Genomic DNA, 19140 nt, shown 5'->3' with positions numbered 1-19140 from the left:
GTAATTACGAAGCGCTTAATAGTGATGCGACGTCAACGGTAACGGTAGGTGATACGATTGATACGAGTAAGGTTACCCTTAGCAGTAATAATGTCGAGGAAGGCACTGATATTACTATCACTGCGACAGTGGATAATGCCCCTAAAGACTCTGATTTAGTTTTATATTTGAACAATGGTGAGCAAATTACCATTGCAGTGGGTCAAACCGAAGGCCGTGTCACATTTGACAACCCAAATGGGGAAGATGTGTATGTTGATAAGGAAGACATTACATATCAAATTATTGGCTCTAATGGTGGCGGCAATTACGAAGCGTTAGATACCAGCAGTACAACCACGGTCATTGTGGAAGATACATCAACGGAAGCAGTGGTGACCTTATCGGATAGCACGGTTGCAGAAGGCAGCGAGATCACTATTACGGCGACAGTTACCGATGCACCTCAAAATAGTGATTTGTTATTAACTCTTGATAATGGTCAATTCATTACTATCACAGCAGGCCAAACCACAGGTAGCGTGACCTTTGCTAATCCCAACACAGAAGATGTTTACTTGGATGGTGAGACACTAACGTATGCCATCACTTCATCAACGGGCGGTAATTACGAAAATCTTAATACCGATGCTGTTTCAACAGTGACAGTGACGGATACGCTTGATACGACTACGATCACCTTAGATAATCCAACGGTGGCGGAAGGCACTGATATCACTATTACTGCATCGGTGGACAATGCTCCGGTCGATACGCCATTAGTGGTGACATTAGATAATGGTGAAACGATCACAATTGACGTGGGTGCCACGACAGGCAGTGTGACGTTTGCTAATCCAAATGGTGACGATGCGTATGTTGACGGTGAAGACCTGAGCTACACGATTGATTCCGCGACGGGCGGTAACTACGAAGAGTTTAATAGTGATGCTACGTCAACGGTAACCGTTATTGATACAACCGATACCAGTACGGTTACCCTGAGCAGTAATACTGTCGAGGAAGGCACTGATATTAACATCACCGCGACAGTGGATAATGCCCCAGAAAACTCAGATTTAGTTTTATATTTAAACAATGGTGAGCAAATCACCATTGCAGTGGGTCAAACCGAAGGCCGTGTTACATTTGACAACCCAAATGGGGAAGATGTCTATATTGATAAGGAAGGCGTTACATATCAAATTATCGGCTCTAATGGTGCAGGAAATTACGAAAAATTAGATTTTTCTAACAAAGTTAGTGTTGAAGTTGTTGATACGATTAATAATGTATACGCACAAATCTCTGTTGATCAAGATTCTGTCTTCGAAGGTGGAGCCTTAACTTACACCGTTAACCTTATCGATGAAAATGGAGATGAAGTTACTGTTGCAGCAGATAAAGAGGTTACGATTAACCTTAACTGGGGAGGTGTTGCTGATAGTACTGATGTCGGTGAACTACCAACAAGTATTATTATTAATGCTAATAGCTCAGAAGCAAGTTTCACCGTTTCAACGAATGTTGATAGCCTTTCAGAGTTAAGTGAGTCGTTAACCGTTTCAATTAGTAGCCTCGAAGATAATGATGGAGTAGATAAAGGCTTTGAGAATTTATTAGTTGATGCAGCTCAAGATTCTGTTACTAGCACTATATTCGATGCACCGACCATTACTGCCGTTGATATCAATGGTAGCAATATAGATGGGCAAATTAGTGTCTATGATAAAGGTGTTGGAGATAATACTGATGATTCAGAGATAACGGATGGCACATTAAAAGTTTCTGCAGCGACAGGGCTAATTAGTATTTCAATTGCAGGCACCGAAATTACACTTGCACAATTAAATGATTTAAGTGTTAACCCACAAACAGTTGTTATTACTGATCACGGTGAAATAATGTTAAATAATTTTACGGCAACATCCACGACGAATGGCGAAGATGTTGAGTGGGAGATTGATTACACCTACGAGCTGACAGATGTTCAGAGCCACCCTGAAGGCGAAGGAGTTAATGATTTACTCAATACAATTCAACTAACCGTTGAGGCTGAAAATATTGCTGGTGTTACTTCTCCAGTAACAGGAGCTGGTACGTTAGATGTATTGGTTATTGATGATGTTCCTGTTGTTACTACTAAAGATACTGAGTTAGATGCCATCCAAGTTGCTGAAAGTGCATTTGGAGTAGCTGCTTCAGCCGATTATTCTGATGCATTTATGATTGATTTTGGAGCCGATGGTGCTGCAGTTTCAGGTAATTTGGAATATAGTTTTGAGGTGACGAATAGCGTTTCTGGTTTAGTGGATACAGAAACAGGAGAGGCTATTGATTTAGTTATAAGTGAAGATGGTGCAATTGAGGGGCAGCTTAGTACCTCAGGGGATATCACATTCATTATTACAGTAGATGTTAATGGTACCGTGCAATTAGAGCAACTACGTGCAATTCAACATAGTGATAGTAATTCAGCCAATGATATCGTTACCTTAGCTAATGATAGTATTAATTTAGTTGCTACAGCAACGGATGGCGATGCAGATAAGGTAAGCTCAACTGTCGCTATTGGTGGCCGTTTCAGCTTTGCTGATGAAGGTCCTAGTATAGGCGGTACTCCTGTTGAGAGTTACGTTGATGAAGAGCACTTAGATAATGGCAGTGATCCTGCATTAGTACGAACTACAGTTTCTGAGAACCTTGCTGTCGATTTTGGCAGCGATGCGGCCAATACACTGACTTTCACTGAAGATCAGAGTGCATTAAATGAATGGTTAAACACAAGTGGTAACAGCGATATTACGTTGAATATCAATGGTGATACCATTACTGCAACAAGAAATGATGGTAATGATCCGGTCTTTACAGTGACACTTAGCATTGATAATGAAGGACAAGCGAGTTATAGCTTTGAACTTCAGGGTGCTATGCAACATTTAAATACAAACACACACAGTTTAACCTTTAATTACCAAGCAACGGATGGTGATAATGATAGTGCGACAAGTACCTTCGTTGTTAATGTAACCGATGATGCACCAGTTGCTGAAGATAATGATAATTCTGGTACGGATGTTATCACTGGTAATGTGATTACAGATAATGTTGGTACTGATGATGGAGTAGATATTGAAGGTGCTGATACCGCAACGGTGACAGAAGTAAGCTTTGATGGAACGACTTATAATGTACCGACTGATGGTGCTAGTTCGTTAGTAATACAGGCAACCTATGGCGAATTAACCATCTATGCAGACGGAAGTTATGAATATGTACGTAATGACTTAACTCCTGGTGATGTTGAAGAAGAGTTTGAATACACTCTAACAGATGGTGATAACGATAGTGATCATGCAACGCTTACTATTGGTATCGATGATGCAGTGGGGAGTATATCTAACTTAACACCAGAAGTAGGTGGTGGAGATACCGTTGTTTATGAAAATCAGCTAATTAATGGTACTGATACGATTACACCAAGTCTAGTAACGGGAACTGGTGATTTCACTATCTCCTCAGCAGATGGCATTGCAGCGCTTAACATTAATCATAATGGTGAAGCTTATCAGTTGGTTGTAGATAACATAACAACAAGCTTACCTGTTACCTTCACCACAGCATTAGGCAATCAATTATCAATTACCGGTTATGAGGAAGGCGTCGTTAGCTATACTTATACTCTTATTGACAATGAAACACATAGTGATGCAGGTATCGATAATTTATTTGAGTCATTTGAAGTGTACTTAGAGGATATGGATGGCGATAGTACCACCAGTGACCTAAGTGTACGTATTGTCGATGATATCCCTGTAATCAAACAAACTGATCAAGTGATTGATTTATCAGTAGATGAGACGAGCATTGAAGATACAAATGACTCTGGCAATACTGATACAGCAGATCTAAGTGTGTTGTTTGAAATTAATCATGGCGCAGATGGCGCAGCTATTACTAATGCTACATCTTATCAACTTGCTATAAATGCAGTGAGTGGTTTAGTTGATACAGCGACGAATTCTAATGTTGTGCTTACCATAAACAGCGATGGCACTGAGGTTATAGGTAAAGTCGATGGTTCGGGTGAAACTGTATTTACCATTGTCCTTGACCCAGTGACAGGTGACGTTTCATTAACTCAAGTTCGTGCAGTCGAACATGCAGATACTAATAATGCAAATGACGCAATTACCCTTAATAGCGATGCCGTGACGATTAGTGCAACAGTAATAGATGGTGATAATGATGAAGTTATTAGTAGCGTAGATATCGGAGATAGCTTCAACTTCTTAGATGATGGGCCAAGCATTGAAATAGCAACAACGGGAGCAACATTATCTGAACTTGTAACAAATGATGTAGATCTTGTTGCTGCAGCGAGCAGCTCAGACACTAAAGATTTTTCTGGTGCTTTTGCTATTAATACATCAAGTTATGGTGCTGATGGCGAAGGTACTACGGTATGGAGTTATGCCATTGCCTTTACTGATATTGCAACAGGTTTAACCAGTGGTGGAGAAGCTATCACGCTTAGTCAATCAGGCAATATTATTACTGGTAGTGCAGGTGGTAACTCCGTATTTACCATTGAAGTGAATGCATTGACAGGAGAGGTTACATTAACCCAAACAGCAGCAATTGATCACGTTCAAGAGCAAGTTAATCAAGCCGACTTTAGTGATGATCAGCAAGGGCTTTTAGCGGAGCTAATTACGTTAACAGGCACTGCAACGATCACTGACGGTGATGGCGATAGTCTAAACGATAGTGAAACGATTAATATAGGTGGCCAATTCACCTTCACCGATGACGGTCCAACTATTGGTGTTATCGAGGGGCTGGAAGTCAATGAGAAAAATTTAGGTGTTGGTTCCGATACTGATATGACAGCATTGACTCAAACGGGTAGTTTAGAGGTCGGTCTGTCTGCAGATGATATTGACACACAATTTGCATCGGATATTGAAGAGACATTAGAAGCATTAACCCTTATGTCCAATGGAGTGGAATTAAGCTATGAGGTGAGTGGTTATACATTAACTGCTACAGCGGGCTCTGAAAAAATATTTACTGCGACTATTACTGATCCAAATGCAACAAATAGTGGTGTTGGCTATAGTTTTGTATTGTTAGCTGTACTAGATCACCCTAATGGCAACGATGACAATGCTATTGATTTATCATTTGATTTTGTTGTGACTGATACGGATGGGGATAAAGCGACTAGTAGCTTTACCGTGAGTGTCATAGATGACACTCCTACAGTATTAAACCAAGCAGCTGTTAGCGTTTTAGAAGGAGCTGATTTAATTGGATATAATGGCACCGGGTGGACCGAGGGCACCAGTAATCTGTTAGACAATGATACTCAAGGCGCAGATACGGCACAGATATACGCAGTACGTTATAACGATGAAAATGGAGATCAGCAATCTATTGTTCTTGGTAATGCTACACAAACCATTACTACTCAATATGCTAGCTTAACGATTAATCCTGATGGCTCATGGTCATATCAAGCGGATCCTAGCCTGACTCATACTGATGGAAAACCACTTTCAGATTTATTTAGTTATACGATTCAAGATAATGATGGTGATATTAGTGATTGGGCAGATCAACCTATTAATGTTACAGACAGTGTCCCCGTTGCCGTTGATGAAAAAGACATTACTGAAGTTGAAGGAGCTGCATCATTTACTGGAAATGTTATAGGTAATGATACTTTATCCTCGGATGATGATGTAACGACTATTAATGACTTTACTTATACCGATGTAAATGGCGATACTCAAATATTTGAGTTTACTTTACCTACGACATCTACATCAGTTATGACGCCAACAGGCCTGTTAACGGTAAATAGTAATGGCGAGTGGAGTTTTGAACCTAACGATAGTTTCGATCATGATAATGAATCTACTACAGGTAGCTTTAGTTACCATTTAATAGATGATGACGGAAGTATATCGAACTCCGCTATTCAGGATATTACTATTACTGATACAGATCCAACAATCAATAAAGTCGAACTAGCGATTGATGAGGAAAATATAGTTTCGTTAGGTAGTACAAATACAACAGAGACTAATATCGTTACTACTGACTTGGATATTGTTAAAAGCCAAGATGATATTGAAGATGTTGCTTTTAACAATAACACTATTACAACATTAACAGATCAAGGACTAACGTCAGGTTCAACTGATTTAACATATACTCTTTCAGACGATGGTCATACTTTAACTGCAGATGCAAATGGTACGACAGTCTTTGTGTTACAACTAAATAATATAAATGATGCAGCGGGTGAGGCACAAAGTATCTCAATGACATTAAGCCAACCTTTAGACCATGCTGAAGGCGCGACAGAAAATAATATGGCTATAAAAGTTGACTATGCCGTTTCTGATATAGATTCAACAGTTAATAGCTCATTAACTATTAATGTAACCGATGATGTGCCATTAACGCCAGTTAATGATATTGCCGTGACAGTAGTAGAAGGGGGGAGTGTTGTTGGTTCAGATAATATGGGTGATAACTTATTAGCAAACGATATCTTGGGTGCTGATGGAGGCGCTGTGAAACAGATTAGTTACACAGCTCGAGATGGTTCACCAAAAACGGCTGAAGTCCCAGCAGATGAAGTTGGCGTAACAGTAGAAACACAATATGGCTCATTAACCGTTAAGGCAGATGGCTCTTGGAGTTACACTGCGGTCAACTCGGCAGATCATGAACAACCTGATTATGATACCTCTTTAGATGATAGTTTCACATATCAAGTAATTGATAATGATGGAGATTTAATAGGTAATTCTGCGACTCAAGTGATTACTGTGACTGATACCGTACCGGAATTTGATGATGTTACAGATCAAACTGTTGATGAGAAAAACCTTGTTTTAGGTACTGATCCAGATGAGCAAGCTTTAACTGTTACTGGAAGTTTAAGTGTCGATTCAGGTGAAGATGATTTTGTTGTTAGCTTCGATAATACTATTGCAGGGAGTACTACCCTTACATCTAATGGCGTTGCTATTAAATATGTCATATCGGATAACGGCTCAACGCTCATTGCCTACCGGGATAATAGTTTGGAGACAGAGGAAGATAAAGTCTTTACCGTTAACATTATTGATGGTGATACAGCGAATGCTAGCTATGAGTTTACGCTGAATAGTACAATAGATCATACCTCAACAGCTCCTATTGAACTTGGATTTGATGTTATTGTTACTGATAGTGATAATGATATAGATAGCGATAGTTTTACTATAACGGTTATAGATGATGTTCCTGCAGATCAGGTGCTTGTTGTTAATGAAGATAGTGACCAAGGTGATGAAGGTAATACCTTTAATACATCTGCTGATGCAAACGCAAATAATACTAATATTGCAACGCAAGCTGAGCATGGTGAGGCAGTCGTCAATTCAGACGGTACAATTACTTATATTCCTAATGGAAATTACAGCGGATCAGATTCATTTACCTATCAAACAATAGAAAATGGAGTAACTTCATCGACGACTGTCAATGTCACTGTTACTCCTGTTTCTGATGCACCTGAATTTGAGGCTAATGCTTCTTCGGTTTCTACACTTGAAGATACAGCTGTTGCACTAGGTTTCAAAACGCCTGTTATTGTTGATGCAACTGATAACAATGACAGTGATACAGATGTGTATGGCGATAACCCTGAGCTATTAGGTGTTATTACATTAACTGGTATACCTCAAGGTGTAACACTGATAGCAGCTGAGGTAACAGGCTCCGCTGCAATCAATTACCCTTCAACAGGAGCAGCAGTGACTGTCTTCATCAGCGATGGTACTCATATTAACGGAGCTGAGGCAGAAGCAGATTTAGTTATGACATTGGCTCAGTTTGAAGCCTTACAAGTTATCCCTGCAGAAAATGATCATACTAACTTTACGGTTAATGCATCTGTGACCAGTTATGAGGTCGATTTATCAGGAGATCCAATTGATGGCGTAGCTGGTGCAGAAAATTCAACAGAAGTACTTGTTTATGTCAAAGCTGTAACTGATGACGCTGAGCTGTTATTTAACGGTGAAGATGCTTCAAGTATAGATAATATAGAAAGCGTGACGTATGACGATGAAGATAAAACAGCAAAGGTGACGGTTAAAGAAGATACGAGCTTTAAAATTAATGATATTTTAAAGGCATCTTTTACTGATCTTGATGGTAGTGAAGTTCGTTCTATCACATTTGAAAATAATACTGGTGAAGTCATTTTTGTTCGTGGTAGAGAAGTAGGATCTGGTGATTCACTCACTATTAACAGTAGACAAGGTGATGCAGGGCAAACAGGAGGTATTGATAGCTTTAAGAATATTACTATTGGTGCGGGTAGTAACTTTAGTGGTGATTTAGAAGGTATTAATATCACTATTAATGCACAAGATTACGACGCCGACGGCTTTAATGATAATAATGCAGGGAAGAATAAAGCAGGAGTTTCAGAAAGCAATACTGATAATAATAGTGTTACGTTAAATCTTTATGTTGACCCTGTTGCCGACCAAGTTACGATTGAGAGTGTTAATACAGAGGAAGATACGGCAGTATTATTCCTTAATACAATCCAGTTCTCAGATACAGGAGAAGAGGTTACAGGTATTGTTATTAATGCGCTTCCTAGTGATTGGATTCTTTCTAATGCAGAAGGAGAAGCGGTATTTACTGGTAATGGCCTTGATGGTTTCACTATACCGGATAGCGATATCGTTAATGGCGATTATGCATCTTATACGATAACTCCACCTGCGCACAGTAGCGCAGATAGTGTAATAAGCATTAGCGTTGAAACAACCGATACACAAATAGTAGATGGTGAAGAACAACAAGATAGTACAATTACCAAAGTTGATATTGATGTAACAGTTACATCTGTTGCAGAAGAATTAGGTGTCGATGACAACAATGATAATGTGATTGATGAAATTAGTGATACTGACGGCGATAACGTTGCTGACTTAACTATGAGCGGCGATCATGAATATTCAACTACCGGACTAGAAGATACTTGGTTTGATTTAGGAACTGATGGTTCAGAAAGCCCGCTTGCTGGTTGGGTTAATCAAGATGCAGATGGGAGTGAAGCAACATTTGCTTTATTCACTCCGATATCAGCTAATGGTGAAGCAGATGGTGCTCAGTTCCGTTATACAACTGATAATGGTGCTACATGGGTAACGCAAACTTATACCGGTACAGCCATTGAGGTTCCAATTGATTATCTTGATACATTAGAGTTTAAAGCATCAAAGAACTTTTCGGGAACATTCGAAATTCAAGTGCAGGCATATACAGTCGATACAGACCCTGAAACAGGTATCCAATCTGAGTGGACTAGTTCTACCTATGCAACACTCACTAACATTCTTATTTCACCAGTTGCCGATGTAGCTACTACGGTGGTTTCACAAAATATTACTGGCACTGAGGATGTATTTATACCGTTGTCTATTGTACCTAGTAGCTCAGATTCATCAGAAGAGTTTAATGTCACCATTTCAGATATCCCTGAAGGTGCGACTATTCGTTATGATGGTCAAGAATATACAGATGAGACACCAGTAGAGAACTTACCTGAAGGCGTTATTATTGTTAATGATGATAATGGTACTTGGTCACTAGAAATTGATTATTTTGATCCTGTTGCAGGCAAGGCGATGGAAATTAAAGCGCCTGAGAATAGTAATGACTCCTTTACATTGAAAATAGATACTGAAACAGTTGATACTTTAGTGGTTGCGGGAGATCCTGATTCGCTTTATGAAGACACTGCTGAAGGTGATACTTTATATGCAACTGTTAGGCCTAAAGGAGCAGCCGACCACGTTACGTTAGAGCTTGTAGAAGATCCAACTTATAGTGAAGCAGACGTTGATAATGATGGTTATATTATGCTGAATGCTATTGTTACAGGCTTTACTCAAGATGATAATGATGGTTCAGAAGTTGTTAGCTTTACTATTTCAGATTTGCCAGATGGGTTCAGTATAGAAGGGGCTAGCAGTATTTCTGAGGGTGTCTGGTCAGTCATGAAAAGTCAATATGATGATATTAAGTTAACTGTTCCTGAAAATTATAATAGTGATGTAGAGTTTACGTTAAGCACAGTTTCAACTGAAAATGATGGTGACACATTGACGGAGTCAAATACTATTTCTTTAACCATTACTCCTTCACCTGAAGCAACTATTAACTTGAGTACGGTGATCGATGAAGATGTAAGTACTGCGCTTAACTTTGCTGTTCAAACTCAAAATGGTGATACCGATGAAGTATTAGATGCGGTTTGGATCAATATTGATAGCTTAGAGCAAGCGACAGGTATCTCCTTAACTTACGGGCAAGATGGGATAACCCTTGCTGAGGCTGCTTTAGATAATACGATCGATATTACTGAAATTAATGATAATACTGGTAATTGGTACCTCATTGAAGGTGAAGCATTAGCTAATATTTATGCTCAAAGTGCAGATAATGTCAGTCACTATGATAATCAAGAGAATGATGGTGTAGATATTCCTTTAACTGACTTTGAAATTAAATATGAAATTAAAGATCCTGGTTTAAATGGCGGCGGTGATCAAACGACGATAACAGATGATACTTACCATATTGATATTACCCCTATTACCGATCAACCAACCTTAGCGATTGTTGATACTGAATTTTATGATAGTGCTAGTAATACCATTAATGTTGATAATACCGGAAACCTTACTATCGATCTTGATATCGGCAATATCGATGAAGACTATGATGGTAGTGAAGAGTTAGTGAGTGTTGTAATCGAAGGTATACCTGATGGGGTAGCAATTGATGGCGCAGACTATTTGGGTGATGGTAAGTGGTTAATTCAAGATGAGATGCTTGATCAAATTAGAGAAGATTATACTTTATCGATTGATTTTGATGTTTCTGCTAGTGCCATTGATTCAACATTGACCATTACAATCAACACAGAAGATGGTAATAATGGTGTGTTAAAACAAGCGCAGATCTCCGACATTGATTTTAATATCGGCTTTGACAAACAAGATCGCGGTAATGGAGCTGCAGATATTGATAGCTGGGAGTCAACAGATTTTAACCCAACGGAAGATACACCATTTAAACTGTCTGATGCTATCTCTGGTAGTATTAGTACTGTTATTACAGGTGCTGATGGTAGTACTGTCGATGTCGATGTGAATAGTGCTTTTAATATTACTATCTATAACTTACCTGCAGGCACAACCGTTGAAGGTATGACATCAAGCATTGTTGACGGTGAAGAAGTTTGGACCTTATCTGGTACTGGAGGTAATGATGATCTACAAGCTGCAATGGACTCAATCGTTATTACACCACCGGCTGATTATAATTATACCGATGATGGTGAATTTGAGTTTAATGCAACGCTAACCACCATCAATACAGCAAGTGGTGCACAAACACAGGTAGATGAAGTCTTTAGGGACTCAACAGATGTCGAAGTTGTGCCTGTTACTGACCAAGCGGATATAGTCATTGATGCACCGTCAGTTTATGAAGGGGCAAGCGAGCCACTTATATTTACTATTGATGTGAGCAATGCGGCTGATGATCCTGATTGGACATTAATTGATGGTAAGTTGTATATACAACTTGATGAATCTGGGATGCCAGTCACTGGTGGTACATTAAGTTATAATGGTGATGCTTTGTCTACGACAGCTGTAACCGGTATTGAGGGTATAACGGATGGTGATTATTACGTTATAGAAGACGTTGATGCGAGCAGCGATGTTACTTTAAGTTACTTGCCATCAGAGGAAGGAGAGAATAGTTCTGGCTCTGTCAGTATTTCTGTCACTGTTCAAGGACAAGAAACGGGCGCTGACAATATAGAAACTACTACAGTAACTGGAACTGGTATAATAGAGCCTAGTAATAGCGGGTATGACTTTGAGGTCGCTGATGCGACAGGTCTTGAAAATGAATTTACTCAAGCCCAATCTGATGGTTCTAATGTCATTCAATTAGATATTACTGATAATGGCTTGATCGATGACGATGGATCTGAAAGCCTTAATTATGTGTTATTGACTAATGTTCCAAATGACTTCCTGGTATTTATAGGTGATAGCTTAAGTAGTGCAACTGAAGCTTCGTTAGCGACAAATGCAGGCGGTAGCGATGGGACTAATAGTTGGTTAATCAGTACAACGGAAATGCCAAATTATATTGGTATAATGGCCCCAGCTTATTGGAGTGGAGAAATTATTGATCTTGAACTGATTGTAAACTCTGGAGAAAATGGGGCAGATTCTTCGTTAAACACAGCTCAAAAATTTGACTTAACTGTTTCAGCTGTTGCTGATGGAGTTACTTTGTCACCAACAACGAGCTTTGGTAATGAAGGTAACATTATTGGCTTTAATCTTAATCCATTAATGGTTGATCCTGTTGATGTTGGCAGTGACGATAGCTCAGTAGAAACAGTGACTTTACAATTTAGTGGGGTAGGTGAGTACGCTGAATTTTTTGTTGATGGCGTTTCAATCAGTACTGGTGATACGACTAATATCTCTTATGATGCACAATCGGAGACTTATACAATCACTGGGTTGACAGAAAATCAAGTTACTGACTTGGGAGTACTTCAATCTGCAGCAGAACTTGGAGCCATTCAAGTAAGAGCGCAAACAGTCGAGAGTGATGGTGGCGATACGTCTGAGTGGACTGAGTTTAAAAATATTACTGTTAATGTGACTGAACAATTAGCGACTTCTGCGGATAACTCGTTACTGTATGATGGTAATACAATTAATGGGTTAGCTGGTAGTGATACAATTAACCTAAGACTTGGTGAAGACCTAGATTTTGCTGGTGATGCCGATGGTATATTGAAGAATATTGAAGTTATTAATTTAGGCAGTGAAGATTATGATCATAATCTAGATAATTTAAGCTTGGCTGATATTCAAGCAATGACAGATAACGAAAATATCTTAACAATAGAAGGTGATAGCGGTGATAGCGTTACTTTACTTAAAGATAACAATCCATTCACTTCAGGCTGGACTTTAGATGATAGTGATGCAGATTATAATGTCTATACGCTAACAGCTCTTAGTGACGATTCAATCTTGGCAACGGTTAATGTTGGTAAAGGAGTTGTCACTTCTATAGAGGGGTATCAAGCTACCACTGGTGATGATGTATTTGTCTTCGATAGTAGCTCAATTGATGGTTTGGATAGCACTGATACAATTCAACTGCGTTTAGGTGAGAGTGTAAGCAGTGATCAGTTAGCAAGTAGTTTAAATAACATTGAGATTCTTGATTTAAGTATTGCTGGTGAAAATAAAATTACTGCATTGAGTCTGGATGATGTATTAAGTATGACGGATGGCGATAATATCTTAACTATTAATGGTGATGCTAATGATCATGTGAGCTTATCTTCAGTTAATGGCACATGGAGTGAAGATGTGGCAAATAGTAATGAAGATTATACTGTTTATACAAGTACTGATGGTAGTGATACTGCTACATTGCAAATTCAAACAAGTATTATCATTGATTAATAAAGTAAAATAATGAAATAAGCTGTAATCTATCATTAGGTTGCAGCTTGTCTTATCTAATAAAAAGGGCTGTAGGCCCTTTTTTATTGCTTTTTATTTAATTAAATTGCTTAACATGTCACTCATTTTATACTTGAAATACACCACAGAAGTAGATTTGTTAATTTAAGTCGATAAGATAACTTAACCCATTATTTATAGAGAGAGATACCTATGAAAAAATTAATAACCCTTATTTTATTGTCATTTTCAATATTAAGTTACGCAGATGAAAATAAAATAGACAGCCTTGTCTCTGTTCAGAGTCAACATTCAGCTAAACAAACAGCTGATAAATTAGCTTCTATCATAGAGGATAAAGGGCTGACATTATTTGCTCGAATCGATCATCAAAAGAATGCGGCAAGTGTTAAACTGGCGTTAAGAGAAACAGAGGTGATAATCTTTGGTAACCCTGTTATTGGGACCCCTTTAATGCAGTGTAATCAACTGTTTGCTATTGATTTACCGCAAAAGATATTGATTTGGGAAGATGCTGATAAAAAAGTATGGCTGACTTATAATAATCCTGAGTTTCTTAAGCAGCGCTATCAGTTAGAAGGCTGTGATAAGATTATTACTAAAGTTTCTGCTGTACTACATGCACTGACCAGTGCGGCTGCCAAATAACCTATGGACAGTGCCATGCTGAGTTAAGAGCATGTCATTGTTTATCTACTCAATGCTTATCTTATTTACGCTTTACGTAAACAATCGGTAAGTAAAAAGCCTGTTATTTTAGAAGATAAGTGTGAACTAAATCATTTCACTTGTATTTTTAAAAAACCTTATTATTATGATAGTTGCTCAGCATAAGTAATTTATGCTTGAGCAATTCGACTTCAGGGCGGGGTGAAATTCCCCACCGGTGGTATTTCTAGCAGACTAAAAAGATGACTACAACAGCCCACGAGCGCCTCATTGTGTAAATCACCATATGATGAGGGACAAGCAGATTTGGTTAAAAGCCAAAGCCGACGGTTAAAGTCCGGATGGAAGAAGATCGATATAGATAAATAGTAATAGTAACTACACTCACTAGCTGATTATTTTACATGTTAAAATAACTTATATTTTGTCGTAATTTTTGTAAATAGGATGACTGTTTACATCTACTGATGTCTTAAGTTACGTTATTTTTGATATGCAGAATTCACATCGCTGTTTTAATGTAATTGCTATGAAAAACTACTAAAACAGTATTCTATACTTTTGTGTGGTCTTTGGGCTATTGTGCGCTTGTACCTGCTATTCGCTGGTATACTTGCTCGGTGAAATAACCTATCTATTTTATTCAGTATTGTATGGCTTAACAAACCTTTAGCTATACTTTTATTGAATTGTATTCTTTCCAAGCTCTGTCTTTCTCTTCTTTTTTGATTTGGGAATGGTAATGACAGGTATTACTTTTATATTTTTTGCATGCTTACTTTGGGCTGCAGATACATTGATTCGCTATCCACTGTTATTTGGTGGTTCAAGCGCTCAGCAAATAGTGTTGTTTGAACACTTGATGGTGTTAACGGTATTGATTGGCATTTTTGTTATTCAACGTCGTAAAGTTACTTTTTTAAGAAGTGACACAATAGTGCCATTTATCGTGATAGGCTTTTTGGGCTCAGCGCTTGGTACGCTGGCTTTTACCGAAGCATTTTACTTATCTAATCCTACTGTTGTTATTTTACTGCAAAAACTACAGCCGCTTGTCGCAGTGACACTTGCTTGTTACTTATTAAAAGAAAAAATTAATCCACGCTTCTTTTTATGGTTAGGTATTGCTTTATTAGGTAGTTTACTGCTTATTTGGCCTGATTTAACTGCTTTATTAACAAGCTTTAAAGAAGGGGATGTTGAGCATAACAACAGTAGTTTGATGGGATATGGTTTAGCTTTGTTTGCAGTCATCAGCTGGGGAAGTGCTACTGTATTTGGTAAAAAGCTCAGTACAAAAGGGTTAGACAGTATCGACTTAATGGCCGGACGCTTTAGTTTTGGTTTATTAGGTATGCTGCCTTTACTTTTTATCACACCATCAATCATAACCTCCATTGATATCAGTATTATTCAAAAAGTTGCAATACTCGCACTTCTTTCTGGTGTGCTAGGTATGTACTTTTACTATCAAGGTTTAAAGCGTATCCCAGCTCATTGGGCAACGCTCGCTGAAATGTTTTTCCCAGTAGCCGCAATTTTTGTCAATTGGTTGTTTTTGAATGTGGCAATGACGGAAGTGCAATTAGTTGGAGCTGTTATTTTAATTGGTGCAAGTACCATGGTACAGCATAAACCTATTCCTAAGCAGGTTAATGCCATTTAATACTTCAGCCTGAGACCTTCTTTTAATAAATAAAGAGGGTCTATTCTACAAGGTCTGAATTGATTGCTAGCCAGCGTTCTTTTATATTGCTAATCAGCTTATCTGCAGAAAATTAACACTTTAAAAAGTCAGAAAAAATAGTCACTTCATTGAATAAAAATGTAAGTCCCTTCTAAGGTTGATTAGCTTTAATAGGCAAGTGCTGTATTCCTATTAATAATAAAATTAATCAAGTTTAATAAAAAATTTTAATATAGCTCTTGAAATTACATTAACTGTCTCCATCTATTGATTATCTTAGTAACACCATTAACAACTGTTTAAGAGAGAAATATAACTATGGAACAGCAACAAAATCATTCATTCAGTGCTGACACTGGAAAACTACTTAAATTAATGATCCATTCTTTATATTCAAATAAAGAAATCTTCCTACGTGAACTTGTTTCTAACGCAGCAGATGCCGCTGATAAACTACGCTTTAAAGCACTATCTGATGGTAGCCTATTTGAAAACGATGCGGATTTACGTGTACGTTTAAGCTTTGATGAAGAAGCAAAAACGATCACTATCAGTGATAACGGTATCGGTATGACTCGCGATGAAGTGATCGAGCATTTAGGTACAATTGCTAAGTCAGGTACAAGTGACTTCTTCGAACAGCTATCAGGCGATCAAGTTAAAGATTCACAATTAATTGGTCAGTTTGGTGTTGGTTTCTACTCTGCATTTATTGTTGCAGATAAAGTAACGGTTAATACGCGTAAAGCTGGTGAAGATGCATCTCAAGGTACAATGTGGGAATCAACAGGTGAAGCTGATTATACTGTTGCAAGCATTGAAAAAGCAGATCGTGGTACTGAAATTATTTTACATCTACGTGATGATGAAACTGAATTTTTAAATGACTACAAATTACGTAGCGTTGTTTCTAAATATTCTGACCATATCAGCATCCCAGTACAAATGTTTAAAGAAGCTGTGCCTGAGTCAGAAGGACCAGATGGCGAAAAAGTACCTGCTGTTGAAGCAACTTGGGAGTCAATCAATAAAGCGACGGCACTGTGGAACTGTGCTAAGAGCGACTTAAAAGATGAAGAATACAAAGAATTCTACAAACATATTGCAAACGACTTTGAAGATCCACTAACTTGGTCTCACAATAAAGTAGAAGGTGAGCAAGAATACACTAGCTTATTATATATCCCTAAACGTGCTCCATATGATCTATGGAATCGTGAAAAAGCACATGGCTTAAAATTATACGTACAACGTGTATTTATTATGGATGATGCTGAACAGTTCATGCCAACTTACTTACGCTTTGTGAAAGGTGTGTTAGATTCAAATGACTTACCACTGAACGTATCACGTGAAATTCTTCAAGATACGCGTGTAACAACTAAGTTACGTAGCGCTTGTACTAAGCGTGCATTATCTATGCTAACTAAGTTTGCTAAGAAAAATGAAGAAGAATATAACGCGTTCTGGAAAGAGTTTGGTCAAGTATTAAAAGAAGGCCCTGCTGAAGATGCTGGTAATAAAGAGCAAATTGCTAAGTTATTCCGTTTCTCTTCAACTGAGACAGATAGCGCAGAGCAAACAGTTTCTTTAGATGCTTACATTTCACGCATGAGTGAAGAGCAAGATAAAATTTACTACATTACAGCTGATACCTTCAATGCTGCTAAAAATAGCCCGCATCTAGAGATCTTACGTAAAAAAGGTATCGAAGTATTATTACTATCAGACCGTGTTGATGAGTGGTTATTAAGCCATTTACCTGAGTATGACGGTAAAGCTTTCATCAGCGTGACACAAGGTGACTTAGATCTAGGTAAACTTGATACTGAAGAAGAGAAAAAAGAGCAAGAAAAACAAGAAACTGAATTTGCTAGCTTTATCGAACGCACTAAAAAAGCGTTAGGTGATAAAGTGAAAGATGTACGTTTAACACAGCGTCTAACATCTACTCCTTCATGTATCGTTGCAGATAATGATGATATGAGCACTCAAATGGCTAAATTAATGGCACAAATGGGACAACCTGTGCCTGATAGCAAGCCTATTTTTGAGCTTAACCCTGAACACGTAATGATTAAAAAATTAGCTGATATGGCTGATGAAGAATTATTTACAGAGTGGGCTGAGTTATTGTTATCACAGGCTGTACTTTCAGAAAAAGGAAGTTTAGATGATCCTTCTGAATTCGTTACAAGAATAAATAAATTATTATTGGCTTAATAATAGACTTATTAATTTAATAAGTGTGTTGAAGGCCTGCTTATGCAGGCCTTTTGTATTGATAATCTTGAGAAAATTCTCATAACCGTGTAAATTTCAGGTAGGAATTTATTAATTATATAGGAAGCTAGAATGCGCATTATCTTATTAGGTGCACCAGGTGCTGGTAAAGGGACACAAGCTCAATTCATGATGGATAAATATGGAATCCCACAAATCTCAACGGGTGACATGTTACGTGCAGCAGCGAAAGCTGGAACTGAGCTAGGTTTAAAAGCAAAAGAGTTGATGGATGCAGGTCAATTGGTCTCTGATGAATTGATCATTGGTCTAGTAAAAGAGCGTATTAGTCAAGAAGACTGTGCAAAAGGGTTTTTACTAGATGGTTTCCCTCGTACGATTCCTCAAGCTGATGCAATGAAAGAAGCAGGTGTGATTGTTGATTTCGTATTAGAATTTGATGTGCCAGACGAAGAAATCGTTAAACGTATGGCTGGCCGCCGAGTTCATTCAGGATCGGGTCGTACTTACCACGTTATTTATAATCCACCAAAAGTGGAAGGTAAAGATGATGTAACAGGTGATGACCTTGTTATTCGTCCTGACGATGAAGAAGCAACAGTACGTAAGCGTTTAGAGATTTATCATGCTCAAACTGCGCCTTTGATTAATTATTATCAAAATGAAGCAAAACAAGGTAACGGTGCACACCATAAGTTTGATGGTACTAAACCTGTTGAAGAAATTAGCCAAGAGTTAGCTAACATTTTGGGCTAAAAAATTGTTATTTCTGCAATCATAAAAGGGGCGTAAGCCCCTTTTTTATTACGCTTGGTTTTTATCATTTTACATGATGGGCGTTAGCTAAAAGTGAGCGAGATAAGCGAAACAATGATAAGTTTTACTAATACCAATCTGTAAAATTAACTGGTCAGTTTCATCCAATCCCTAAAGCACATA

5 protein-coding genes and 1 riboswitch are annotated in these 19140 nt (G+C 38.1%); all 5 genes read left to right on the top strand.

The annotated features are described in order from the left end of the window. Window positions 1–56: 56 nt before the first annotated feature. The 5 genes from V6256_RS12765 (at window position 57) to adk (ending at window position 18957) form a co-directional block, all read left to right on the top strand. The gene (locus V6256_RS12765) at window positions 57–13580 is read left to right on the top strand and encodes a DUF5801 repeats-in-toxin domain-containing protein (RefSeq protein ID WP_341598609.1); all 13524 of its coding nucleotides are present in this window, start codon (window positions 57–59) and stop codon (window positions 13578–13580) included. A gap of 213 nt (window positions 13581–13793) precedes the next feature. Continuing rightward, window positions 13794–14249, top strand: a complete 456-nt coding sequence (locus V6256_RS12760) for a DUF302 domain-containing protein (RefSeq protein ID WP_341598608.1) — start codon at window positions 13794–13796, stop codon at window positions 14247–14249. 204 nt (window positions 14250–14453) lie between these two features. Continuing rightward, window positions 14454–14628: riboswitch (FMN riboswitch) on the top strand. A gap of 384 nt (window positions 14629–15012) precedes the next feature. Then, window positions 15013–15936, top strand: a complete 924-nt coding sequence (locus V6256_RS12755) for a DMT family transporter (protein WP_341598607.1) — start codon at window positions 15013–15015, stop codon at window positions 15934–15936. 339 nt (window positions 15937–16275) lie between these two features. Continuing rightward, window positions 16276–18180 (top strand): molecular chaperone HtpG, encoded by a 1905-nt coding sequence (gene htpG / locus V6256_RS12750; RefSeq protein ID WP_341598606.1) that lies wholly within the window; start codon window positions 16276–16278, stop codon window positions 18178–18180. A gap of 132 nt (window positions 18181–18312) precedes the next feature. Beyond that, a complete protein-coding gene (adk, locus tag V6256_RS12745; RefSeq protein ID WP_341598605.1) occupies window positions 18313–18957 on the top strand; it encodes an adenylate kinase in 645 nt (214 codons plus the stop codon). Window positions 18958–19140 lie beyond the last annotated feature (183 nt).

Origin of the sequence: Psychromonas aquatilis, from assembly GCF_038155185.1 — a bacterium.
Classification (GTDB): domain Bacteria; phylum Pseudomonadota; class Gammaproteobacteria; order Enterobacterales; family Psychromonadaceae; genus Psychromonas; species Psychromonas aquatilis.
The sequence above is the reverse complement of the archived record's forward strand: the minus strand, read 5'-3'. Positions and strand labels throughout refer to the sequence as shown.

Bases quoted from the DNA above. Each gene is read 5' to 3' on its own strand.
- V6256_RS12760 (WP_341598608.1), top strand. From the start codon at position 13,794: ATGAAAAAATTAATAACCCTTATTTTATTGTCATTTTCAATATTAAGT.
- V6256_RS12755 (WP_341598607.1), top strand. From the start codon at position 15,013: ATGACAGGTATTACTTTTATATTTTTTGCATGCTTACTTTGGGCTGCA.
- htpG (WP_341598606.1), top strand. From the start codon at position 16,276: ATGGAACAGCAACAAAATCATTCATTCAGTGCTGACACTGGAAAACTA.
- adk (WP_341598605.1), top strand. From the start codon at position 18,313: ATGCGCATTATCTTATTAGGTGCACCAGGTGCTGGTAAAGGGACACAA.